Annotated in this window: 20 protein-coding genes and 2 tRNA genes; 5 read left to right on the forward strand and 17 right to left on the reverse strand. The window is 48.8% G+C overall.

The genetic code is table 11. From position 1 onward, the window contains the following. Position 1: 1 nt before the first annotated feature. Genes D081_RS10755 through D081_RS10765 form a run of 3 tightly spaced genes read right to left on the reverse strand, consistent with a single transcriptional unit; the run spans position 2 to position 4,270 of the window. Positions 2–1,348, reverse strand: a complete 1,347-nt coding sequence (locus tag D081_RS10755; RefSeq protein WP_085024179.1) for a hemolysin family protein — start codon at positions 1,346–1,348, stop codon at positions 2–4. Positions 1,349–1,365: 17 nt separating this feature from the next. Further along, on the reverse strand, positions 1,366–3,864 hold the full coding sequence (locus tag D081_RS10760) for a DNA topoisomerase 3 (protein ID WP_085024180.1): 2,499 nt from the start codon (positions 3,862–3,864) through the stop codon (positions 1,366–1,368). A gap of 34 nt (positions 3,865–3,898) precedes the next feature. Beyond that, positions 3,899–4,270, reverse strand: a complete 372-nt coding sequence (locus D081_RS10765) for a YkvA family protein (protein WP_233127478.1) — start codon at positions 4,268–4,270, stop codon at positions 3,899–3,901. Between the two features lie 230 nt (positions 4,271–4,500). Here D081_RS10765 and lysA point away from each other — a divergent pair, with 230 nt between their 5' ends. From lysA to D081_RS10790, 5 genes are all read left to right on the forward strand, one after another. Then, on the forward strand, positions 4,501–5,763 hold the full coding sequence (gene lysA, locus D081_RS10770; protein ID WP_085024182.1) for a diaminopimelate decarboxylase: 1,263 nt from the start codon (positions 4,501–4,503) through the stop codon (positions 5,761–5,763). 13 nt (positions 5,764–5,776) lie between these two features. Continuing rightward, positions 5,777–6,718, forward strand: a complete 942-nt coding sequence (locus tag D081_RS10775; RefSeq protein ID WP_085024183.1) for an AEC family transporter — start codon at positions 5,777–5,779, stop codon at positions 6,716–6,718. 84 nt (positions 6,719–6,802) lie between these two features. Further along, positions 6,803–6,891 (forward strand) — tRNA-Ser (locus D081_RS10780). Positions 6,892–6,997: 106 nt separating this feature from the next. Further along, positions 6,998–8,467 carry a glutamate--tRNA ligase gene (gene gltX / locus D081_RS10785; RefSeq protein ID WP_085024184.1) on the forward strand — a complete coding sequence of 490 codons (1,470 nt, stop codon included), beginning with the start codon at positions 6,998–7,000 and terminating at the stop codon, positions 8,465–8,467. Positions 8,468–8,542: 75 nt separating this feature from the next. Continuing rightward, a tRNA-Glu gene (locus D081_RS10790) sits at positions 8,543–8,617 on the forward strand. A 62-nt stretch (positions 8,618–8,679) separates the two neighbouring features. Here D081_RS10790 and D081_RS10795 read toward each other — a convergent pair. The 14 genes from D081_RS10795 to D081_RS10860 form a co-directional block, all read right to left on the reverse strand. Beyond that, a complete protein-coding gene (locus D081_RS10795; RefSeq protein ID WP_143272198.1) occupies positions 8,680–10,701 on the reverse strand; it encodes a methyl-accepting chemotaxis protein in 2,022 nt (673 codons plus the stop codon). A gap of 183 nt (positions 10,702–10,884) precedes the next feature. Further along, positions 10,885–11,886 carry a GGGtGRT protein gene (locus tag D081_RS10800; protein WP_027406936.1) on the reverse strand — a complete coding sequence of 334 codons (1,002 nt, stop codon included), beginning with the start codon at positions 11,884–11,886 and terminating at the stop codon, positions 10,885–10,887. A gap of 34 nt (positions 11,887–11,920) precedes the next feature. After that, positions 11,921–12,616: an iron-sulfur cluster assembly scaffold protein gene (locus tag D081_RS10805; protein ID WP_037325573.1), complete on the reverse strand. Its 696-nt coding sequence runs from the start codon at positions 12,614–12,616 to the stop codon at positions 11,921–11,923. 105 nt (positions 12,617–12,721) lie between these two features. Then, positions 12,722–14,254 (reverse strand): 2,3-bisphosphoglycerate-independent phosphoglycerate mutase, encoded by a 1,533-nt coding sequence (gene gpmI / locus D081_RS10810; RefSeq protein WP_085024186.1) that lies wholly within the window; start codon positions 14,252–14,254, stop codon positions 12,722–12,724. A 17-nt stretch (positions 14,255–14,271) separates the two neighbouring features. Beyond that, on the reverse strand, positions 14,272–15,024 hold the full coding sequence (tpiA, locus tag D081_RS10815) for a triose-phosphate isomerase (RefSeq protein WP_085024187.1): 753 nt from the start codon (positions 15,022–15,024) through the stop codon (positions 14,272–14,274). An 86-nt stretch (positions 15,025–15,110) separates the two neighbouring features. After that, entirely contained in the window at positions 15,111–16,304 is a 1,194-nt protein-coding gene (gene pgk / locus D081_RS10820) for a phosphoglycerate kinase (protein WP_085024205.1), read from the reverse strand. 102 nt (positions 16,305–16,406) lie between these two features. Further along, positions 16,407–17,420 carry a type I glyceraldehyde-3-phosphate dehydrogenase gene (gene gap / locus D081_RS10825; RefSeq protein ID WP_085024188.1) on the reverse strand — a complete coding sequence of 338 codons (1,014 nt, stop codon included), beginning with the start codon at positions 17,418–17,420 and terminating at the stop codon, positions 16,407–16,409. Positions 17,421–17,662: 242 nt separating this feature from the next. After that, the gene (scfB, locus tag D081_RS10830) at positions 17,663–19,063 is read right to left on the reverse strand and encodes a thioether cross-link-forming SCIFF peptide maturase (RefSeq protein WP_085024206.1); all 1,401 of its coding nucleotides are present in this window, start codon (positions 19,061–19,063) and stop codon (positions 17,663–17,665) included. Positions 19,064–19,143: 80 nt separating this feature from the next. Beyond that, positions 19,144–19,287, reverse strand: a complete 144-nt coding sequence (scfA, locus tag D081_RS10835) for a six-cysteine ranthipeptide SCIFF (protein WP_071997203.1) — start codon at positions 19,285–19,287, stop codon at positions 19,144–19,146. 96 nt (positions 19,288–19,383) lie between these two features. Next, the gene (locus tag D081_RS10840; protein ID WP_233127479.1) at positions 19,384–20,187 is read right to left on the reverse strand and encodes a polysaccharide deacetylase family protein; all 804 of its coding nucleotides are present in this window, start codon (positions 20,185–20,187) and stop codon (positions 19,384–19,386) included. After that, positions 20,184–21,140 (reverse strand): DNA-binding protein WhiA, encoded by a 957-nt coding sequence (gene whiA, locus D081_RS10845; protein ID WP_085024189.1) that lies wholly within the window; start codon positions 21,138–21,140, stop codon positions 20,184–20,186. The genes D081_RS10840 and whiA overlap by 4 nt, the downstream gene beginning before the upstream one ends. A 38-nt stretch (positions 21,141–21,178) precedes the next feature. After that, a complete protein-coding gene (gene yvcK / locus D081_RS10850) occupies positions 21,179–22,492 on the reverse strand; it encodes a YvcK family protein (protein WP_085024190.1) in 1,314 nt (437 codons plus the stop codon). Between the two features lie 13 nt (positions 22,493–22,505). After that, entirely contained in the window at positions 22,506–23,408 is a 903-nt protein-coding gene (gene rapZ / locus D081_RS10855; protein ID WP_085024191.1) for an RNase adapter RapZ, read from the reverse strand. Positions 23,409–23,434: 26 nt separating this feature from the next. Next, on the reverse strand, positions 23,435–24,232 hold the full coding sequence (locus D081_RS10860) for a Cof-type HAD-IIB family hydrolase (RefSeq protein ID WP_085024192.1): 798 nt from the start codon (positions 24,230–24,232) through the stop codon (positions 23,435–23,437). Positions 24,233–24,243: the final 11 nt, after the last annotated feature.

A 24,243-nucleotide genomic window follows, 5' to 3' on the forward strand; every position in this document is an offset into this window, starting at 1 on the left:
GTTAAACTTCCTCCTCGGCGGTTATCTCCGGATGCTCCTCCGTCAATGGACGGGACAGCTGGAGCAGTATTCTGGTAATGCGGAGATTGTCGATTTCCTCCACGAAGAAATCCACGCAGTCGCAGGATGCCTTCATGCCTATCATTGGTGGGGACTGAACATTGTTATAGAGCCAGCCGCCAATGGTATCAATATTGTCCGCCTCTACTTCCATCTCAAAGATATCGCTGACTTCCTCTAAAAGCAGCATGGCATCAATGGAATAAATCAAGTCACTCCGCTTCTCAATGGACGGACGCTCCTGGTCAAACTCGTCCTGAATTTCACCTACGATTTCCTCAATAACGTCCTCAATGGTAACCATGCCGGCGGTGCCGCCGTACTCGTCCACCACAATGGCCAGCTGGGAACGCTGCTTCTGCATCATTTTCAGCAGCATGCTTATCTTCATGGTTTCAGGCACCACCAGACTGCGGCGTACCAGCTTCCGCAGAATTGGCCGACGGCGGTTATAAAGGGACTGCATCAAATCCTTGATGTGCAAAAAGCCCACAATATCGTCCTTGTCCTCACCGCACACCGGGTAACGGGTAAGGTGCTCCTCCATAGCCACCTTGATGTTTTCCTCAAAACTGTCCTCCAGATAGAGGCACACCATATCGGTGCGGGGTATCATTATTTCACGGACATTACGATCCGCAAAATCGAATACATTGTCCACAAAGTCCAGCTCTGTCTTGTCGATGTAGCCCTGCTTGTGGCTTTCTTCCATGAGACGGCGGATTTCATCCTCTGTATGGGCCACCTCGTCACTGTTGTTGGAAATATCAATGCCGAAGATTTTGGCTACAAATACAGCCACCTTGTTAAGAACCCAAACTGAGGGATACATTATTTTCTGGAAAAAGGTCAGGGGTATGGCCACCGCCAGCATTACCCGCTCCACCTGCTGTATGGCCACATTCTTTGGTATAAGCTCACCGATAATAATAGTGGCCGCTGTCACCAGTGAAAAGGCAATAATAAAGGATATGGTGGTGGAGAGGGTGCCCCCCAGCCCCAGCATTTCAAAGACCGGCGCCAAAACCTTACTGATGGTAGGCTCACCCAAAAGACCAAGGCCCAGGGAAGCCATGGTTATGCCCAGCTGGGTTACAGACAGGGAAACATCCACATGCTCCACCAGCGGCTTGGCATAAATGGCCCGACGAATCCCCGCCTCAATCATGGAATCCAGACGGGATACACGCATCTTAACAATGGCAAATTCCGCCGCCACAAAGAAGCCGTTAAGGGCTACCAAAACCACTATGATTATAAGCTTTATTATAATCTCTGTTATGTCCAAGAAAATTTCCTCCTAAATTACTGAAAAACCGGCATATTCTTTTCATCATCAAAGGTGGCGGTGCAGCGTGGATAATTGCTGCAGCCCCAGAAATTGCCGTTGCGGCCCTTGATGCGTCTTAAGCTGCCTTCCCTGCACTTCGGACAAAGATATTTTGAATCCTGATTATTCTTCTGAATATGTTCCATAGGGGCCGCGGAGACCTTTGGCTCCTTATTATCCCTATTAACACCATTATAGCTGCTTCTTCCCCCAAAGGAAGGCACTGTCTCCTGATAGCCGCTGCCAGCTGTGGCGGTAAAGGAATCCATCAGCTGGAACTCCTGATTGAAGGCCTGCATTTCTTCCTCGCTGATATACGGGTTGCCGAAAGGCATTTCCTCAACAGGGGCTGCAGCAGAAGCCACATTGGACTGACTGCCATAATTTCTGTTATTGCCACCGAAGCTGCCACGGTTTTGAATCCGGGCCTTTGCCCCCTCCAAATCCGGCTTGCCATCCTTGTCATCACAGGTCATACGGCATTTCGGAAAGGCGGAGCAGCCCCAGAAATCACCATTCTTGCCGTGACGCTTCAGCAGCACACCGCTTTTGCACCGCGGGCATACATTGGCAGCCTCGCCCCCCTCAGTGGTGGCGGCCACCTGCAGCTTGGCTCCATAGGCCTTCTGGCAAAGGTCCGTGGTAAACTGGACCTGATTCTTGATAAAGTCCTCCAGAGTACCATCACCGTCCGCCATGGAATGGAGCTTGTCCTCCCAAATAGCGGTAAAGTCCGGATAAGACAGCTCCTCCGGCATGGCATCAATGAGCATGTAGGCCGACTGGGTTGGCTGGAGATACTTCTTCTTGCCTGTCTGGGTCATAAACTTCCGACGAATAAGGTCATCAATAATGGTGGCCCTGGTGGCCTCCGTACCAATACCATATACGTCCTTCAGCTTCTTCTTGGCCTCCGGGTCCTTGACGAATTTATGAATATCCTTCATGGCCGCCAGCAGGGTGGAGGTGGTGAAGCGTACCGGTGGCTTGGTGGCCTTCTGGCTCATTTCACCTTCCAGATAGGTTACTCCATCCTTTTTCTTCATCATCGGCAGTGAGGCGGAATCCTCCTCCTCACCATTTTCCCCGTTGTCGGCATTATCCTCGTTTTTATCCCTGGTCTGGGAGGTATACAGGGCCTTCCAGCCCAGATCAAGCTCCACCCGGCCGCTGGCCGTAAAGAGCTCATCCTTGTAATCTATTTCAATCTTTGTCTGATTATAGGTATGCACCGGATAGAACTGGGCAATGTAGGCCTGGGCCACAAGAAAATAAATATTCCGCTCCATGGCACTCAGCTTGTCACTGGCCGCCGGCACCCGTGTAGGGATAATGGCGTGATGGGCCGAGATTTTCTTATCGTTCCAGGCCCGGCTCTTAATGGAGCTGTCAGCCTCAGCCGCCCACTTGGCCAGCTGCTCATCCCCAAAATTCTGGAGGTGCTGCAAAATTGCCCCATTGTCCTTGAACTGATTTGTCGGCAAATACTCGCAGTCTGAACGGGGATAGGTGGTCAGCTTCCGCTCATAGAGCTTCTGGGCCGTATCCAGCACCTGCTGTGGATCATAGCCAAACCGTCTGCCCGCCAACACCTGCAGTGAGGACAGGGAAAATGGCAGACGCTGCTGCTCCTGCTTCTTGCTCTTGGTGTAGGCGGCAATAATTCCATCAGTTGGGGCAGCCAAAAACTCCGCCATCTTGGCCTCTGCCACAGCCTTGTCCACCAGGCGACCTTCTGAATCCAGCCCCGCCTGAATATCCTTTGGCTTCCAGGTGGCATAAAAATCACCATTTTCATGGTGGAATTTGCCCTTTATGGTGTAATAATCCACCGGCTTGAAGTTCTCAATTTCCCGCTCCCGCCGTACTACCAGGGCAAGGGTGGGGGTCTTGACACGGCCCACCGGCAATACCAGCCGTCTGTGGCCGGCCCGCTGGGCTGCCAAAGTATAGGCACGGGATAAATTCATGCCAATAAGCCAGTCTGCCCGGGCTCTGGCCAGTGCCGACTGCTTCAGATTGAAAAATTCGCTGTTTTCCCGAAGGGAAGCGTTGGCTTCCTTAATGCTCTTTTCATCAAGGGCATTGAGGAGAATCCTCTTTACAGGCTTCTGGTTGCCCACATAATCCAATACCTCATCAATGAGCAGCTGACCTTCACGGTCCGGGTCCCCGGCATGAACTATTTCATCCGCCTGGTCAATAAGGCCCTTTACTATATTAAACTGCTTGGCGCAGGAGGCATCCACCAGCAGCTTCCACTGCTGGGGCACTATTGGCAGATCCTCTGCCCGCCAGCTTTTATATTTTTCGTCATACTCCTGAGGCTCAGCCTGCCGCAGGATATGCCCAAAGCCCCAGGTCACCGTTCCCCCGGCGGTTTCAATAAAACCATCACCCCGGCGGGATGGTCCTGGCAGACACTTGGCAATTTCGGCACCCATGCTGGGCTTCTCTGCTATATATAAACGCACTGTAACAACCTCTCGAATTTGTATCTTAATAATATTAGGTAAAGATTAATTTATAAACTCCATATATCACTATTCCCGTCCACAGCAGCAGCAAAATAGTGGCTATAACCACCACTATGGGCAGAAAGCGGCCATAATGACCGGCACTATGCTGACAGTCCTCCAGCACATCAGGCGGCAGTAGCTGACGGAGTCCCGCCAGAATGGCCGGAACAATTATTGCATCATCCACCAGGCCCGCTGCGGGAATGGCATCCGGCACTATATCTATAGGGCTGATGAAATATATAAGAGCGGCCAGTATGGCAAGGCGAAAGGCCTTGGGCGTCCTGCGGTTTATCAATGCGAACAGCATAACCACAATATCCTTGCGTATCAAATTAAATATCATAATAAGCCGGTTCATTATTTTCATCTCCCCTTGGATTAACTGGTTTCATTTAGCTGCCTATCATATTATTTTACCATATTTAAGCTATACCACAAAATTAAGGTTGATTTTTGTAATATAACAAAAAATATATAATTGACATATTTTCTATGACATTTTATACTATCTATGTAATTAATAGTGCTTATCAATTAGTTTTTGATTAATTAGCTATTTTTCAAATTTAAATATGGAGGGCTTTATTTATGAAAGAAAAGATTTTTCCAATTTCCCAGGAACGCCTGGAGGAGATTATTGCAAAATTCCCTACGCCATTTCACATTTATGATGAAAAGGCAATTCGGGCCAATATACGCCGTCTTTTCAAAGCATTCAGCTGGGCTCCTGAATTCAGGGAGCATTTTGCTGTAAAGGCCACTCCAAATCCTAAGCTCATGCAGATTCTGGCAGAGGAGGGTGCCGGCACTGACTGCAGCTCCCTGGCGGAGCTGTGTCTCTCCGAGGCCGCCGGTATCACCGGTGAGAAAATCATGCTCACCTCCAATGATACCCCGGCAGATGAATTCCAGAAGGCCATTGAGCTGGGAGCAGTCATCAATCTTGATGATATAACCCACATTGAGTATCTGGAAAAGCATGCCGGCATGCCGCAGATTATGTCCTTCCGCTATAATCCGGGCAATCTTATCGCCGGCAACGATATTATCGGCAAGCCTATGGAAGCCAAGTACGGCCTGACCCACGACCAAATTCTGGAGGCCTACAAAATGGCCCAGGACCGTGGTGTAAAGCGCTTTGGCCTTCACTGCATGGTCATTTCCAATGAGCTGAGAACCGAAGGCTTTGCTCTTACCGCTTCCATCATGTTCAATCTGGCCAAGGAAATCAAGGAAAAGCTGGGCATTACCCTGGAGTTTGTCAACCTTGGCGGCGGTATCGGTATCCCTTATGAGCCTGACCATGACGAAGTAAATCTGGAAGAGGTTGGCGAAGCTATCCATAAGTTGTATAATGACATAATGGTGACGGCCGGTCTGGGAAAATGTGCTATCTGCTTTGAGTCCGGCCGTGCCATCACTGGTCCTTATGGTTATCTGGTTTCCACCGCTATCCATGAGAAGCACACCTACAAGAATTACATTGGTCTTGATTCCTGCATGGCCAATCTCATGCGTCCTGCCCTCTATGGCGCTTATCATCACATTACTGTGGTGGGCAAGGAAAAGGCCCCTAGGGACCATGTTTACGATGTTACCGGTTCTCTCTGTGAGAACAATGATAAATTTGCCATCGACCGTCAGCTGCCAAAGATTGATATGGGAGACCGTATTGTCATTCATGACACCGGTGCCCACGGCCATTCCATGGGCTTTAACTACAACGGCAAGCTGAGAAGTGCCGAGCTGCTTCTCCGTGAGGACGGCAGCGTGGAAATGATCCGCCGGGCCGAGACCCTGGAGGATTACTTTGCAACTTTGACCGGTTTTGATGGTGCTATTATGAAGTAAAGCTGGTTTTAATATGTACAGTAATTTTATAGTTGCCCTGGAGGCAGTGCTTCCAATAGCCATCCTTATAGGAATCGGCCTGTTGGTCAAGAAAATGCATTTTCTCACCAAGGATGAAATAAACCATGTGAACAAGCTGGTATTTAAAATCCTGTTCTTCTGCCTCCTGTTTCAAAATATGTATCAGGCCGATTTTGGCTTAGCCTTTCAGCCCCGGCTGCTGCTTTTTGCCTTTGTGGCCATCCTGGCCACGGTGGCAGTGGCTGCTGTTGTTGTGTGCTATTTTGAAACCGACAACAAACGGCGGGGCGCCATGATACATTCCATATACCGCAGTAATTTTATTATTATCGGTATTCCCGTGGCAGCCAATATTTATGGCCATGATAAAATCGCCATTACGGCCATGCTTATTACGGTGGTCATCCCTATGTACAATGTACTGGCGGTTGCCATCTTTGAAACCTTCCGGGGCAACAGCATCCGCTTAAAGCCGGTGCTGCTGGGTATCGCCCAGAATCCCATGATACTGGGCTGTGTTACCGGTATTATCTTTAGTCTGTGTCATATTGTGGTTCCCGACTGTATCCTGAAGCCGATTTTTCAGGTTGGCAGCGCCACCACTCCATTGGCCCTGATTTTGCTGGGGGCCTCATTTACCATTTCCAGTGTAATGCGCAACAAGCTGTCTATTGCCCTTTGCACCATCGCCCGCCTTATAATCGCCCCGGCCATTATTCTGCCGGTGGCTGTATGGATGGGCTATCGCGACATTGAGCTGGTGTCCCTCATGACAGTGTTTGCTGCCCCATGTGCCGTGGTGGGCTTCACCATGGCCCAGCAGATGGACAGCGACTACGAGCTGGCCGCCAACTGCATAATCGCAACCTCCGGCTTCTCTTGCCTCACCATCTTTGGCTGGATATTCCTGGGAAAAACTTTAGGGCTTATCTAAGCCCTTTTTCTTTATTTTAGACTTATTTTAGTGTATAATATCTCTGTTATGCAGATGGTATCCATCTATATAATTTAATGCTATGGAGAGGTGTCCGAGTGGTCGAAGGTGCTTGACTCGAAATCAAGTGAGGTTAATAGCCTCCGTGGGTTCGAATCCCACCCTCTCTGCCATCAGCGCTTGGTGAAAGCAAACGCAGTACTGCTTGAGCCTGGTGATGATCACTTAGTGTATTTACAGATTGCTCTCCGGCAATCTCTTTTTTTAGGAGGAATTATTTTGTCAAATCGCGTTCGTACCCGTTTTGCACCAAGCCCTACCGGCTATATGCATATCGGTAATCTTCGTACCGCACTCTATGGTTATCTTTTTTCCAAGTCCCAGAATGGTGATTTTCTACTCCGTATCGAGGATACTGACCAGAAGCGCTATGTGGCTGATGCGGTAGAGTTTATTCAGAATACCTTAAAGGCAGCCAATATTATCCCTAACGAGGGACCGGATATTGGCGGTGACTGCGGCCCATACATCCAGAGCCAGCGACTTGACATCTATAAGAAGTACGCTGAGGAGCTTATTGAAAAGGGTCATGCCTACCGTTGCTTCTGCAATGATTGCAGTGAGGAGCAGCATGCTGCCCAGGAGGCCGGCGATGCCAAGAGCTTTGGCGGTTATAACCGTGCCTGCCGCGATTTGGAGCAGTCTGTTATTGACCAGTATCTGGCTGAGGGCAGACCTTATGTTATCCGCCAGAAGATGCCTCTCACCGGTGAGGTTACCTTCCATGATGTGGTACATGGCAACATTACCATTGCCTGCGATACCCTTGAGGACCAGGTTATCCTGAAGCGTGACGGCATGCCTACCTACAATTTTGCCAACGTTATCGATGACCATCTTATGGACATCAGCCATATTTTCCGTGGTACCGAGTTCATCACTTCTACTCCGAAGCATGTTCTCCTGTACCAGTTCCTGGGCTGGGAGCCACCGGTATTCATTCATCTGCCACCTGTAATGGGCAAGAATGAGGACGGCTCCATATCCAAGCTCTCCAAGCGTCATGGTGCCACCGGCTTTAGCCAGCTGGTAGACATGGGTTATCTCCCGGAGGCTATCACCAACTATGTAGCTCTCCTGGGCTGGTCCCCAAAATCCGAGCAGGAAATCTTCACCATGAACGAGCTTATTGAGCGCTTCTCCCTTGAGGGCCTCAGCAAGTCCCCGGCTGTTTTTGACTACAACAAGCTGGACTGGGTAAACGGTGAATACTTCAAGGCCATGAGCGACGAGGATTTTGCCAAGCTTTCCAGTGCTTTTGGCGGCATTATTGCTGAATCCATGGGTGAAAAGTGGACCTATCTGGCTTCTCTCCTTAAGACCCGGGTAAGCCGCTTCAATGAAATCCCGGATCAGATTGGCTTCTTCAAGGACCTGCCTGATTATTCCACTGATCTGTTCAACAATAAGCGCAACAAGGTAAATCCTGAAAAAGCAGCAGAGATTCTCCCAGTGGTTATTCAGGTTCTGGAAAAAGTACAAACCTGGACCCCTGAGGGCATTGATGAAATCCTCCAGCCAGGCGTAGCAGAAAGCGGCATCAAGATGGGCACCTTTATGTGGCCTGCCCGCATTGCCCTGTCCGGTCAGACAGTAACCCCGGGCGGTGTTACCGAGCTGCTTTATCTCCTGGGCAGAGAAGAATCCATGAAACGTTTAAATATTGGTCTTGAAAAGGTGCAGGGCTAATATAGAGCTTCAAAAAACTTTTAAAAAACTATTTGACAAGTAACCTCAATTTGAGGTATTATATTCATTGTCAACGGCGCGTTGGTCAAGTGGTTAAGACTCCGCCCTCTCACGGCGGCTTCAGGGGTTCGAATCCCCTACGCGTCACCATAAAAAAATCAGCTCAGGACATTTCGTCCTGAGCTTTTTTGATGTTTATTTTTGCTGCTGTATTACTTGAAGAAGCCCATATCCTGGGAAAGCTTGTCAGCAACCTGCTTTAATCCGCTGGCGGATTCTGCCAGGGTTATAACTGTTGCCGAGAGCTCCTCCATGGAAGCACTGGTCTCTTCTGCACTGGCTGCATTTTCCTCTGAAATGGCACTGAGTGAGGTTATAACATTGGATACCTTATCCTTGGAGGTCTCGCACTGCTTTGCACCATCAGAAATTTCATATACGCCATTTACGGTTTCGTTGATATCACCAATCATGCCGTTTATGGACTCAATGGTTTCACCAAGGGAAGTCTGCTGATCGGAATTGGCCGCCTTGACTTCATCAGCTGCTGCAACTGCACCCCCAGCCTTGCTGATCAGTATATCCATCTCCTGTTTGATTTCATCAGCCAGGTTCTTGGACTCACCGGCCAGCTTGCCAATTTCTTCGGCAACAACCGAGAAGCCCCGTCCGGCTTCACCAGCCCGTGCGGCCTCTATGCTGGCGTTAAGTGATAACAGTGTGGTCTGACTTGCAATGCTATTGATGCCCTCAACCTTGTCATTAATATTTCTTACGGCATTTTGGGTTTCCTGAATAGCCTCTGCTATATCAGTAATCTTGCTGGTCATTCCTTCTGCAGATTTCTGGAGATTTTCCAGGGACCTGGTTGAGGCTGTGGATGCCTCCTTCATTGTATTGGACAATGACTCAAGCCGTTCTGCACTGGACTGAACATCTATAACAGCCTCGCTGATGGTCATAACGTTCTCTGAGGCTGTCTGAATTTCATTGGCCTGCTGGGTTGCACCGGTGGCAACCTCCTGAATGGCATTGGTTATGTCATCAGTAGTCCGGGAAATCTGATCCAGGGTCTCTGACAGATTTTCGGAGGAATCCGCAACACTTCGTGCCCCACGCTTTATGTTCCCCACAATTGCTGTCAGCTTTTGGGCCAAAGAATTTGCCGAATTCACCATTACGCCAAATTCATCTTTTCTGTCACGGTCATCCGCAATTTCCACGAACTTTCCTTCTGACATTTCCTTAAGGGCATTGGTTATATTGCTGACCGGCTTATAGAAGGCCCGGGCGGTGAGAATTGCAAAAAAGGCTGCTATGCACACCATTACAATGGCAATGGCCACAACTATATATGCCGTCTTTTTTGCTGCACCCAAAATCTTTACGGAGTTTGTTGCAACAACAACCTTGAAATCAGAGTACGGCTCCCTCTCATAGGCAATATGGGCTGAATAGCCCTTACCTGTATCTGTGATATAAAAGCCCTTATCCTTCCCGCTTGTCATAGGCACAGATTTGGATCTGTCCTCTTCATCGTGATCCTTGCCGATTACATACTGGGAATGAGCGGCAACAAAGCCTGTTCTGTCCAATATGAAGGCATCTTCAAAGGCCCCGGCCAACAGGTCGTGGAAATCTTCCATATCGTAGTTTCTCTGAACACTGCCGATTACCTTTCCGTTTTCATCAAAAACCGGCACTATCATACATATCTGACGTATTCCTGTGGCCTTGGATACCATTACATCTGATATGTAAATCGGTGTACCCTTCATGGCCTGCTTGTAATACTCTCTGTCAGAAATATTTACACATTTGCCCACGGTTCTTAAAAGCTGATTGCCATCGGTACCGGTGAGAGTTGTACCATTGCCGTCATCCATGTAGGCATCTACGGCCTTCATGGCTGCAAACACATCACCACTGAGGGCAGCTGCGCCGGTGGGATCCTTCAGGTAGGCTATGGTAGCAGGTGTAGTGGCCAATACCTTCAATGAGGATACATTTTTTTCAATGATCTTTGCAAAAAGATCCTCCATATAGCTTGCCTGCCACTCCAATTTCTCCTTGGCATCCTCCACGGCCTTGTCAGTAGAGGTTATATAGCTAACAACAGTGGATAATACCATAGGGACGAAAACCAGCAGCAGCATTATGGCAATCAGCCTGGTTTTAAATGAATCCTTGGTGGGTACAAGCTTGGAAAAATTATCATCATTGTCATTGTACATACAACATTCACCTCTCATCCTTATTTAATGATTTTGTGTGAATTATTCTCCATTAACTTTTATTTTCCTGCTTTTGTAATTAAAATTAACAAAACATACCTTTATTGTAATCAATGCATCAAAAAACGGGCTGCAGGACGAATTATCGCCATACAGCCCGTTTTACGGAACTAATTTAATTTATTACTTGTTCATTGCCTCTGCAACAGCAACTGCAACAGCAACAGACATACCAACCATTGGGTTGTTACCAGCACCAATGAGGCCCATCATGTCAACGTGAGCAGGTACGGAAGAAGAACCAGCGAACTGTGCATCGGAATGCATACGGCCGAGAGTATCGGTCATACCATAGGAAGCAGGACCTGCAGCCATGTTATCTGGATGCAGGGTACGGCCAGTACCACCACCGGAAGCAACGGAGAAGTACTTCTTACCCTGCTCGGTGCACTCCTTCTTGTAGGTACCAGCTACTGGATGCTGGAAGCGGGTAGGGTTGGTGGAGTTACCAGTAATGGAGATATCAACCTTCTCCAGATGCATGATAGCCACACCCTCTGGAACGGAGTCAGCACCGTAGCACTTAACTGCAGCACGAGGACCATCAGAGTACTTAACTTCCTTAACAACGTTAACCTTGCCAGTCTTGTAGTCATACTGAGTCTGAACATAGGTAAAGCCGTTGATACGGGAGATAATCTGAGCAGCGTCCTTACCGAGACCATTGAGGATTACACGGAGAGGGTTCTTACGAACCTTGTTAGCAGTCTGAGCGATACCGATAGCACCCTCAGCAGCTGCGAAGGACTCGTGACCAGCCAGGAATGCGAAGCACTCAGCATCCTCAGTCAGGAGCATAGCAGCCAGGTTACCATGGCCAAGACCTACCTTACGATGGTCAGCAACGGAACCAGGTACGCAGAATGCCTGAATACCCTCGCCAATAGCTCTTGCAGCGTCAGCAGCAGTCTTTACACCCTTCTTGATAGCAATAGCAGCACCAAGAGTGTAAGCCCACTTAGCGTTCTCGAAGCAGATTGGCTGCAGGTCGGTAACGATAGCAGCTGGGTCAAAGCCCTTTTCCTTACAAATATCAGCAGCAGCTTCAATAGAAGCAATACCATATTTCTTGCAAACTTCATTAATACCGTCAATACGGCGCTCATAGCCTTCAAATAATGCCATTTCTTGTTCAGTCCTTCCTGTTCGTTATCTCAAATTATTCCTTACGAGGATCGATGTAACGGGCAGCATCTGCGTAACGGCCCTTAGTGGAGGTGTTCTTCTTGATTGCTTCGTTAGCATCAGTACCGTTGGCAATAGCTTCCATAGCCTTGCCAAGGTGAACAACTTCATAACCGATTACGCGGTCTTCCTTGTCAACTGCCATCTTGGTAACATAACCTTCAGCTAATTCGAGGTAACGAGCACCCTTCAGCTTGGTGGAGTACAGAGTACCTACCTGGCTGCGGAGACCCTTACCAAGGTCATCCAGACCTGCGCCTACTGGCAGACCATTGTCGGAGAATGCAGTCTGAGTACGGCCATAAACGATCTGCAGGAACAGCTCGCGCATAGCAGTGTTGATAGCGTCGCAAACCAGGTCAGTGTTCAGAGCTTCCAGGATAGTCTTGCCTGGGAGAATCTCTGCTGCCATAGCTGCGGAATGAGTCATACCGGAGCAACCGATGGTCTCGATGAGAGCCTCTTCGATGATACCATCCTTAACGTTAAGAGTCAGCTTGCAGCCGCCCTGCTGAGGAGCACACCAGCCGATACCATGAGTCAGACCGCTGATATCCTTAATCTCCTTAGACTGTACCCACTTACCCTCTTCAGGAATTGGAGCTGGACCATGGTTTACTTCTTTTGCAATGCAAGTCATGTCTTCAACATGCTTATCATAATAAATCATTTCGTATTCCTCTCTTCACTATAATATAATACTCAGTGCCAGGCGACCCTAAAGCCAGGTCCGGGCCGCCATGCACCTTCAAACACATTCACGGATTAAGTTCAATTACTTGAGCTTAACCATTGGAGTACCAGTCATCTCTGCCGGAATCTCCATGCCTGCCAAGGTCAGCAGGGTTGGAGCAATGTCGCAGAGGGCACCATCGCTGGCAATCCAACCTACACGGTCAGATACAACGATGAATGGTACAGGGTTGGTTGTATGAGCAGTAAATGGAGCCCCGGTCTCAGGATCAACCATCTGGTCTGCATTGCCGTGGTCAGCAGTAATACATACATCGCCACCAACCTCACGGATAGCATCAACGAAGCGACCAACACAGGTGTCAACTGTCTCAACAGCCTTGACAGCTGCCTCGATAACACCGGTATGACCAACCATGTCGCCGTTGGCATAGTTCAGAATAATGAAATCGTACTTGCCGGACTTGATAGCCTCAACAACCTTATCAGTAACCTCAATCGCACTCATTTCAGGCTGCAGATCGTAGGTAGCAACCTTTGGAGAAGGAACCAGGATACGGTCCTCACCCTTATAAGGCTCCTCAACGCCACCGTTGAAGAAGAAGGTTACATGAGCATATTTTTCGGTCTCTGCAATACGCAGCTGGGTCATGCCGTTCTTGGCAATAACCTCACCAAGGGTGTTGGTGATGGACTCAGGTGGATATGCAACCTTTACATTAAGACCTTCCTCGTACTGAGTCATAGTAGCGAAGGAAAGCTTCAGAGCCTTGCGATCAAAACCACTAAACTCAACATCAGTAAATGCATGAGTCAGCTCACGGGCACGGTCAGGACGGAAGTTGAAGAATACAACGCCGTCGCCATCCTTCATACCCTGGTAGCCGCCTACAACAGCAGGAACTACGAACTCATCAGTTACCTCATTTGCGTAAGATGCCTTAACTGCGCCCACTGCATCATCTGCAGCCACGCCCTTGCCCAATGCAATGGCCTCATAAGCCTTCTGTACACGATCCCAGCGGTTATCGCGGTCCATTGCATAATAACGGCCGGACAGGGAAGCAATCTTACCACAACCGATTTCAGCAATCTTAGACTCCAGCTCTGCAACATACTCAGCAGCAGAAGAAGGATCAACATCACGGCCATCCAGGAATGCATGAACATATACATCCTTGAAGCCCTGATCCTTGGCGAACTGCAACAGACCATAGAGATGCTCACTGTGGCTGTGTACGCCGCCCGGGGAAACGAGACCCATGAGATGCAGTGCGCCGCCATTTGCCTTGGCATCGGAAGCTACACTTACAAGAGCCTCATTCTTGAAGAAATCACCATCTTTGATAGCCTTGGAGATACGGGTCAGTGCCTGGTAAATAATACGGCCGGCACCGATGTTGGTATGACCAACCTCAGAATTACCCATCTGGCCATCAGGAAGACCAACGAATTCGCCGGAAGCCTGAATGTGAGTAGTTGGGAAATTCTGTCTAAGACCATCAATAACAGGAGTCTTAGCTATCTGGATAGCATTGTTTGGGTCATTAGTTTTGCCATTGCCATAGCCATCCATGATAATTAATGCAACAGGTGCATTTTTTAATTTTGCCATTATTTTATCAACCTCAATTAGAACTTTACAATAGCGGAGAAGTCAGCAGCCTTCAGGGATGCGCCACCAACTAAAGCACCATCAACGTTAGGCTGAGCCATGAGATCCTTAATAGTAGCAGGCTTTACAGAACCGCCATACTGGATGCGGATAGCATCAGCAGCGCTCTGACCAAATACCTCAGCTACAGCCTCACGGATAGCCTTGCAAACTTCCTCAGCCTGCTCGAAGGTAGCAGTCTTGCCGGTGCCGATAGCCCAGATTGGCTCATAAGCAATAACCAGCTTAGCAACCTCGTCAGCAGAGAAACCATCAAGAGCAGCCTTGATCTGCTTTACAACGTGAGCGATATAAGTACCAGCCTCACGGATCTCAAGGGACTCACCGCAGCAGATGATAGGAGTGATACCAGCAGCGAAAGCAGCACGAGCGCGCTTGTTTACGCCCTCATCAGTCTCACCGAAGTAGTCACGACGCTCGGAATGGCCGAGAACAACGTACTCTACGCCGATTTCCTTCAGCATGCCAGTGGAGATTTCACCAGTGAAAGCACCTTTTGGCTCCCAGTGAACATTCTGTGCACCAACATGAATCTTGGTACCCTTGCAGGCATCAGCTACAGCAGCCAAAGCAGTTGCAGTTGGGCAAGCTACTACGTCAACAGCCTCAACGTCAGCTACCAATGGAGCCAACTCCTTAACGAGCTGAACGCCCTCAGCGATAGTATTGTTCATCTTCCAGTTACCAGCAATAATAGGTCTACGTGCCATGATAAAAATATCCTCCTCAAATAATACAAATAATATATTTTTTAACTGTATTTAACGGTCAATATGCATAGGATTTTCGCCGCATATTATGCATCTGCGATTGCAGCGATACCTGGCAGTTCCTTACCCTCCAGGAACTCAAGAGTTGCACCGCCACCGGTGGAAATGTGGGAAATCTTGTCGGAAAGGCCAGTCTTCTTCAGAGCAGCAATGGAGTCACCGCCACCAACGATGGAGGTTGCACCATTCTCAGTAGCCTTTGCAACAGCCTCAGCAACAGCCAGGGTACCCTTTGCAAATGCATCAAACTCGAATACACCCATTGGACCATTCCAGATAACAGTCTTTGCACCCTCAAGAGCCTTTACATAGAGGTCGCAGGTCTTAGGACCGGAATCGAGAGCTTCCCAACCCTCTGGAACCTTGTCAACATCTACAATCTGAGTGTTGGCAGTAGCAGAGAAATCATCAGCAATGGTGAGGTCAGCAGGGAGAACAACCTTTACGCCCTTCTCCTTGGCCTTTTTAAGCTGACCGAGAGCCTCCTCGAACTTGTCCTTCTCGCAGATGGAGTTGCCGATTGGCAGACCCTGTGCAGCATCGAAGGTATGGGCCATACCGCCACCGATGATGATGGTATCTACCTTGTCGATCATGTTGGAGATAACACCGATCTTATCGGAAACCTTTGCACCGCCGATGATAGCAACGAATGGACGCTTTGGAGCCTCCAAGGTCTGGCCAATGAACTTAATCTCTTTCTCCATAAGGAAGCCTGCAACGGACTCCAGATACTGAGCCACACCTACATTAGCAGCATGAGCACGGTGGGAAACACCGAAAGCATCATTTACAGCAATGTCAGCAAGGGATGCCAGCTGCTTTGCAAATGCAGGGTCATTCTTCTTCTCTTCCTTGTGATAACGGAGGTTCTCTAAGAGGAGAATCTCGCCTGGCTTCAAGTCAGCTGCAGCCTTCTCAGCCTCAGGACCAACGCAGTCAGGAGCCCACTTAACATCTACGCCCATAACCTCAGATACGCGCTTAACGATGTGCTTGGTGGAGAACTTGTCCTCACGAGCCTCAGTAGGACGACCAATGTGGCAAGCAAGAATAACTGCTGCACCCTGATCAAGCATGTACTTAACAGTTTCCTTGGTAGCCTGAATACGAGTATCATTGGTGATATTCATATTCTCATCAAATGGCACGTTATAATCTACGCGGCAAAATACCTTCTTACCCTTAAGATCTACATCTTTAATGGTTTTCTTGTTCATACCCATGTTAATAAAACCCTCCGTCAATAAAATAGGTCCGGCCCAAACAAAAGGCCGGACCTCAATGGATCTTTTAAACTATTGTTTTGTGATGACGAGCTATTAGCCTAACTCAGCGAAGTACTTAATGGTACGAACCATCTGGCTGGTGTAGGAGTTCTCGTTATCATACCAGGAAACAACCTGAACCTGAGTCAGGCCATCACCTACAGGGCTAACCATGGTCTGGGTAGCATCGAAGAGGGAACCGTAACGCATGCCAACGATATCGCTGGATACGATCTCATCCTCATTGTAACCGAAGGACTCAGTAGCCTGTGCCTTCATAGCAGCGTTAACCTGATCTACAGTTACGTTACCCTTAACTACAGCGTAGAGGAGAGTAGTGGAACCGGTAGGGGTAGGAACGCGCTGTGCAGCACCGATGAGCTTGCCGTCCAGCTCAGGAATAACGAGGCCGATAGCCTTTGCAGCACCAGTGGAGTTAGGAACGATGTTAACAGCTGCAGCACGGGAACGACGGAGGTCACCCTTACGCTGTGGGCCATCAAGAGTCATCTGGTCACCAGTGTAAGCATGGATAGTAGCCATGATACCGGACTGGATTGGAGCCAGATCGTTCAGAGCCTTAGCCATAGGAGCTAAGCAGTTAGTGGTGCAGGAAGCTGCGGAAATAACCTTGTCTTCCTTGGTGAGTACCTTGTGGTTAACATTGTAAACAACAGTAGGGAGGTCCTTACCTGCTGGAGCAGAAATAACAACCTTCTTAGCACCTGCCTTAAGATGAGCAGAAGCCTTCTCCTTGGAAGTGTAGAAACCGGTGCACTCGAGTACAACGTCTACATCATGCTGAGCCCAAGGAATCTCTGCAGCGTTAGCGCATGCATAGATCTTGATCTCTTTGCCGTTAACAGTGATGGAATCCTCGCCAGCAGTTACCTTGTCTGCGTACTTGTAACGACCCTGGGAAGAATCGTACTTCAGAAGATGAGCCAGCATCTTAGGGCTGGTCAAGTCGTTGATTGCAACAACCTCATAACCCTCTGCGTCGAACATCTGACGGAAAGCCAGACGACCAATACGGCCAAAACCATTAATAGCTACTTTTACTGCCATTTGTAAAATACCCCCTAAAAATATATAGATAAATAATTTGAGAACACGTCAGAAAAAGACATCCATCACCCAAATGGGAGACAGATGACAAACCATATCTTTAGTGTCCTTTATCTTTCAAGTAAGATAATATTACACCAATTAAAGACACGTTGTCAACGCAAATTCATAAGCTTCAATAACTATAGCATAAATAATATGTATCATACTAAAGTAAGCTTAAAATCACTAAAAAGTAATACTCAGCAATTTACAGAAGCAGGATTATAATCCTTTTTTTCTATCTTCTCCATGGATAGGATAGCCTGTACTGCAATGGCACATTCCAGGCGCTTCTTCTGAATCTCACAGCCCACCTCATAAGGCTTGCGGATATCATCATGGAACAAATCAGCATTGGCATGACAGCCGCCGGAGCAGAAATACTTGGCCCAGCAGCCCTTGCAGAGCTCCTTGTTCATCACGTGGGACTCACGGAAATACTGGGTTATTTCCTCTGCCCCCTCATGGAGGTCATCAAAGACATTACCCAGGTTGTACTTGTTGCGGCCCACAAACTGGTGGCAAGGATACAAGTCACCATTGGCAGCCACTGCATAATACTCATGGCCGGCACCGCAGCCCGCCAGACGCTTGGCCACGCACGGACCATTGGACAGATCCATATTAAAGTGGAAGAAGAAGAAGCCCTTGCCTTCACGATGACGCTTCAGATAGAAGTCAGTCAAACGATCATACTCGGCGAATATCTCCGGCAGCAGCTCCTCGGTCAGTCCATAAGGAGAATCCTTCAATACTACCGGCTCCATGGAAAGAATGTCAAAGCCTGCATCTGCCATGGCCTCCACATCCTTGGTGAAATCAAGGTTCTCTGCAGTGTAAGTACCACGCATGTAATAGTTGTCGCCATTACGGGAGTCCACGCACTTCTTGAAGTTCTTCATAACCTTGTCGTAGGTTGGCTGGCCACCGCAGTCAGGACGCATGTTGTCATGGGTTTCCTTGCGGCCGTCAGTGGAGAGAACCAGGCTGATGTTGTTGTCGTTCAGCCATTTGATGGTATCATCGTTAAGGGCCAGGCCATTGGTGGTCAGGGTCAGCTTGAAAATCTTGCCGGTTTCCTTTTCCCGCTTTCTTACATACTCAGTTACATCCTTCACCAGCGGCATATTGATAAGCGGCTCACCGCCAAAGAAGTCGATTTCGCAATGCTTTCTGAGGCCGCTGTGATTAATGATATAATCCACCGCAGCCCGGCCCACTTCCTTGCTCATAAGCTGACGCTCACCGCCGTACTCGCCGGTATCACCAAAGCAGTACTTGCAACGCATATTGCAGTCATGGGCTGTCATAAGGCACAGGGATTTCACCAGGCCCTTGGCCTTGAAGGTAGGCGGAACATCAATATCAGGGGCAAAGAGCTGGTTCTTGTCCATAAGGATGTGCAGCTCCTCCAGTGCCTCCTTTAAATCGGTCTCGGAATAGGCCTCCTTCAGCTTGTCCAAAACCTCGTTGTCATTTTCTCCATTAAAATAATCCATGACATCATAAATCATTTTATCGATTACATGGACCGCACCACTATTTACATCCAGCAGGATATACATGCCATTCTGGACAAATTTATGGATTTTTGTACTCATTTCATTATTCATAATAAATTAGTAGTCTCCTAAAAACACAAGAAAAAAGCTCCCTCCTGGGGAGCCCTTTTCCTTTAAAATTATTTCTTGCTTTCACAAACCTGATTGCCGACAGTGCAAGAAGTCTTGCATGCGGACTGGCAGGATGCCTGGCACTCGCCGCAGCCGCCAGAAGTCTTGGTAGCCTGCAAAGTAGGCTCATTTACAGTCTGAATGTGCTTCATATTAGGTAACCTCCTCACCTTAAACAAAGTCCTAAGCTATTTTACCCTTTTTTGCCTGTATATGCAAGGTCTGGGTCCAAGTTGGCCCCGCACCCTCTAGGATTTATGCTGATATATGCCCAGCTGTGTAAAGATACGCCCCTTGATGAGACGCCATTTAAATTCCGTCAGACCAAACATTGGATGGGGAATGTTTATGCGCTGCAATAAATAAGGATTGGTTTCAAAGGTATTGAGGCCCGGGTCGCCGGTTACCGCCGCCAGATATTCCTCTTCCTTTAATATTTCCAATAAATCCTTGGTATATTTGCCATTGGGATAGGAAAGGGTATAGATGGTATTCACGCCGTTCCATTCCATCAACAGCTTGGACAGCTTTACTTCATCCCGGGCCGTATTGAGATCCATTTCCGTCAGTGGCAGATGGTTGGCCGTATGGCTGCCGATTTCCACCCCACGGTGCTGAATATCCTTCAGCTGATCCCATGACATATAATTTTCCTTACCGATGTCGTTGCCTACCATAAATATAGTAGCCTTCAGACCACGACGCTCCAAAATAGGCAGCAGCTCCGTATAGTTGCTTTCGTAGCCATCATCAAAGGTGAGAATAACCGGCTTTTCAGGAAGCTCCTGCAGGCCCTTCTTGGCCCTTAAATAATCCCGGATGGAAATGGTGGTATAGCCCTCCTGCTGAAGATAGTCCAGCTGGGCCTCAAAATCAGCCGGTGGCACATTGTACTCATATGCCTTATCCGGGTTCTGCTCCTGCACCATGTGATATTCCAAAATGGGAAATCCCTCCGGTGCCGGCTGGGACAGGAGATACTGAACCCCCGCAAATATTGCCAACGCGGCTATAACAATAATCGACAATGCTATCTTAATAAACTTCTTCAATCATTTTCACCTTTTTCCTTATTTTTATCCTGAAGCTCCTCCGCCAGAGTCACCAGCTTCCGCAGGCGATGATTGACGCAGGACTTGGTCACCAGCAGCATTTCCGCCATCTCGGCCAATGTAGCATCAGGATTGTCCTGACGGCACTGGGCTGTCTTTCTGAGAGCCTTGGTCAAGCCCTCCAGCTGCCCTGTTTCCTTCAAATAATTTATGCATTCATTTTGATAAATGGCGGCATCCACAGTTTTCTGCAGATTGGCTGTTTCGCAGTTAACCAGACGGTTAACCTGATTGCGGACCTCCTTGAGGTTGCGGCCGCCTTCAAACTCATCCAGGGATTTTGCGGCTCCGATAATGGACAGAAAATCCATAATGGCTTCCCCATCCTTCATATAAATGAGGTAATGATTTTTTCTGTCCGTAAATCCCGCCGGAAACCCCATACGCCTCAGTACGCCGGCAATGGTGTCCGCAAAGCCGTAATTGGAGGTGACCATTTCCAGATGGCACTCCGCCTCCGGCCTGTTGATACTGCCGCCCCCCATGAAGGCCCCCCGCAAATAGGCGTGACGGCAGCACACCTTTTTCAGCAGGGCATGGTCCCGGCCCAGGGAGCCCTCGGAATCTCCCAGCATCCCCAGTCTTTCCATCAGGGGTCTTACCATGGGAGAGGGTACCACACGTATCATGTATTTATTGTTCTTTTTCAGCCGTTTGCTGCGGGTCACGGTGACCTCAGTCTGAACATCACTGGTGGCTTTCAACAGGCTCAAGGTCTTTCTGGCTACCGCCGCATTTTCTGTGGCATAGTTGAGCCCCAGTGTCATGGCCGGACCCAATGTAATGGAAGCACCCATACGCAAAAGTGCTGCCAGCTCTGCGGTCTGGCAGCATAATTTTTTATCCAGTTTATGGGCCAGCTCATTTTTCACATCAGTGGCAAAAGATGGCATATAAATCTCACCAAACTTCTAAATATATATAAATAATATTAATACCTCTTGATTTCGTCAAGGCCGGCCTTTATGCCGTAAACCGCCCGCATAACACTGCTGGCCAGCTTGCGGGAATCATGCTGAATGGCATCCTTGGCACTGATAAGGTCAGCCTTTATGAGGCCAACTCCCAGTGCATTCAGTGCATCTTCATCCACCTCAACAGGATATGCCCCCTTTTCGGCATACTTGCGGGCCAAATCCTCCGGAACCGGAGTGGAATTTACAATAACGTAATCTATGGCCTGTCTGCCGGCGTGGTCCAAAATGGCCTTAACGTGCATGGAAGCAGTATAGCCATCGGTTTCCCCCGGCTGGGTCATTACATTGCAGATGTAAATCTTGATGGCCCGGCTGCGGCAAATGGCATCACCTATGCCCTCTACCAGCAGATTTGGCATGATGCTGGTATAAAGGCTTCCTGGCCCCAGAATAATAGCATTGGCATCACGGATAGCATCAAGGGAGGACTGTACTGCCTCCACGTGCTCCGGATACAGCTTTACCCTGTGAATCCGCTTATGAACCTCCGGAATATGGGACTCACCACGAACGACGGTGCCATCCTCCATAATGGCATCCAGCCGTACGTGCTCCTTGCTGGCAGGAAGAACCCGGCCCTTTACCGCCAGAACCTTGGAGGATTCCGTAAGGGCAGTTTCCACATCCCCTGTCACCTCCGCCATGGCCGCAATAAACAGATTACCGAAGCTATGACCAGTCAGGGTGCTGTTGCCGCCAAAACGGTGCTGGAACAGCTTTTCCATCAAAGGCTCCGTATCCGCCAGGGCCACCAGACAATTTCGCAGATCCCCCGGTGGAATAATTCCCAGCTCTTCACGCAAGCGGCCGGAGGAACCGCCATCATCGGCCACAGTAACCACCGCCGTAACATTGGTGGTTACCTCCTTCATGCCGCGGAGCAGCACACTGAGGCCATGACCGCCGCCCACCACTGTGACCGCCGGTCCCTTGCCCAGCATCCGCTTCTCGTATATAAGGTCCACCAGCTTCTCGGAGCTGGACGGGTACACCACATCAATTACGGACTGAATAATAAACCGGGCCGCCAAAGCCATGATTACAAAACCGATGACAACCATCAGTGAACCAATAACCGCCGTGGCCGTGTAGGTGTATTCCCCGGAGAAGGTGTAAACAGCCCAGAAGATGGATTCCTCAATACTATCTATGTATTTGTAGTTGAACATAATTGCTATGCCCAGACTGGCCAGCATAACACCGGCAGCAAACAGCAGCAGCCAGCGCTTGAACCTCATGCCTGGATACAACCATTTCAAAAAATTCATTTCTTGTTACTCCTTAGCATTCCTCGCGAACATGCTCCCATACATCGTTTTTCATCAGGTCACGATGCTCCAGGTTTACCAGATATCCCTTTTCCTTAAGCCGCTCATATATGTGCTTGGCAATAAAGACAGACCGATGCATTCCGCCGGTGCAGCCCACGGCTATAACCAGCTGATTTTTCCCCTCTTTTTCATACTGGGGCATGAGAAAATCTATCATGTTATCAAGATGCTTCTCAAATTCCTTGGTAACGGGATACTGCTCGATGTACTGTCCCACCTCTGGCACCGCACCGCTCTTGTGGCGCATGGACTCCACATAAAACGGATTTGGCAAAAAGCGCACATCAAATACCAGATCAGCATCCAACGGCATGCCAAACTTGAAGCCGAAGGACATGACATTGGTGCTGAGCTTATCCCCTGGCTTGGTGGCAAAGATATTCAGGATTTTCTCCTTCAGCTCAATTTTCTTGAGATCTGATGTATCAATAATATAGGTAGCCTTGTTTCTTATAGGAGCCAGTCTCTCACGTTCCTTGGCCACGCCCTCCGGAATTCTGGAGCTGGGAGCCATGGGATGACGGCGTCTGGTTTCCTTATAGCGGCGAATAATGGCAGCATCAGATGCATCCATAAACAGCATTACATAAGGCTGATTATCCCGGTCCATAGTCTCCAGCACATGGATAAAGGTATCAAAAAACTCCCGGCTTCTGGTGTCAACTACCAGTACCACCTTGTTTACATGGCCATCGGAATGACGGCACAGCTCCGCAAATTTTGGAATAAACACCGGTGGCAGATTGTCGATAACAAAATACCCCACATCCTCCATATAGCGGCATGCCTGGGTTTTGCCCGCCCCGGACATTCCGGTTACGATAATAAAATCCATTCTTTCATCTCTATCCATAACAGCCTCCTTGTTTAATCAGCCTGTTAGTCAAGACAGAATCTTTCAATGGCCTCTGCAACACCATCATGGTCACAGTCTGCCACCTCATATCCTGCTATTTTCTTCACATTTTCGTTGGCATTGCCCATGGCCACCCCAAAGCCTGCCGCCTCAATCATGGTGAGGTCGTTGTTGGAATCACCGATGGCCAGCACGGACTCCATTGGAATGTTATACTTCTCTGCCAGCCGGGCAATGGCCGAGGCCTTGTTTACCCCCGGCTTAATGAGCTCTATGTAAATATGGGTAGACTTTACTGCCACGATTCTGTCCCCAAACTTATTGGAAACCTCTTCCACTATCTGGTCGCCCTTCTCCGAATTATCTGCAATAATCAGCAGCTTGGGCACCTTGTTCATATATTTCGGAAGGTCATCTCCCACTGCATGGCCCTCAACCCCTGCCGAACCACGGTAAAGGGTGGATTTGTCATTTTCCTCCCGATAGTAGAGCTTATCATCGCTGTACACCTGGATATAAAGCCCCTTTGACTCCGCAAAGGCCACCAATTCCTCCACAAGGCCCCGGTCCAGATAGGAGGCAAACAGCTCCTCCCCCTCCAGAGTCTTGATCAGGGCTCCATTATAGGTAATAACCGGCACATTAACTCCCAAATCCTTCACATAGGGCAGGGCAGAAATATGCATGCGGCCAGTGGCAATGGTGAAGATAACTCCCGCCTCCACGGCCTTCTTAATGGCCTTTTTGACTCCCTCATTAATCTGGCGCTGACTATTCAGCAGGGTACCATCCATATCTGTAACAAAGAGCTTTGCTTTCATAAATATTATCC

The organism is Anaerovibrio sp. JC8 (assembly GCF_002100115.1).
Classification (GTDB): domain Bacteria; phylum Bacillota; class Negativicutes; order Selenomonadales; family Selenomonadaceae; genus Anaerovibrio.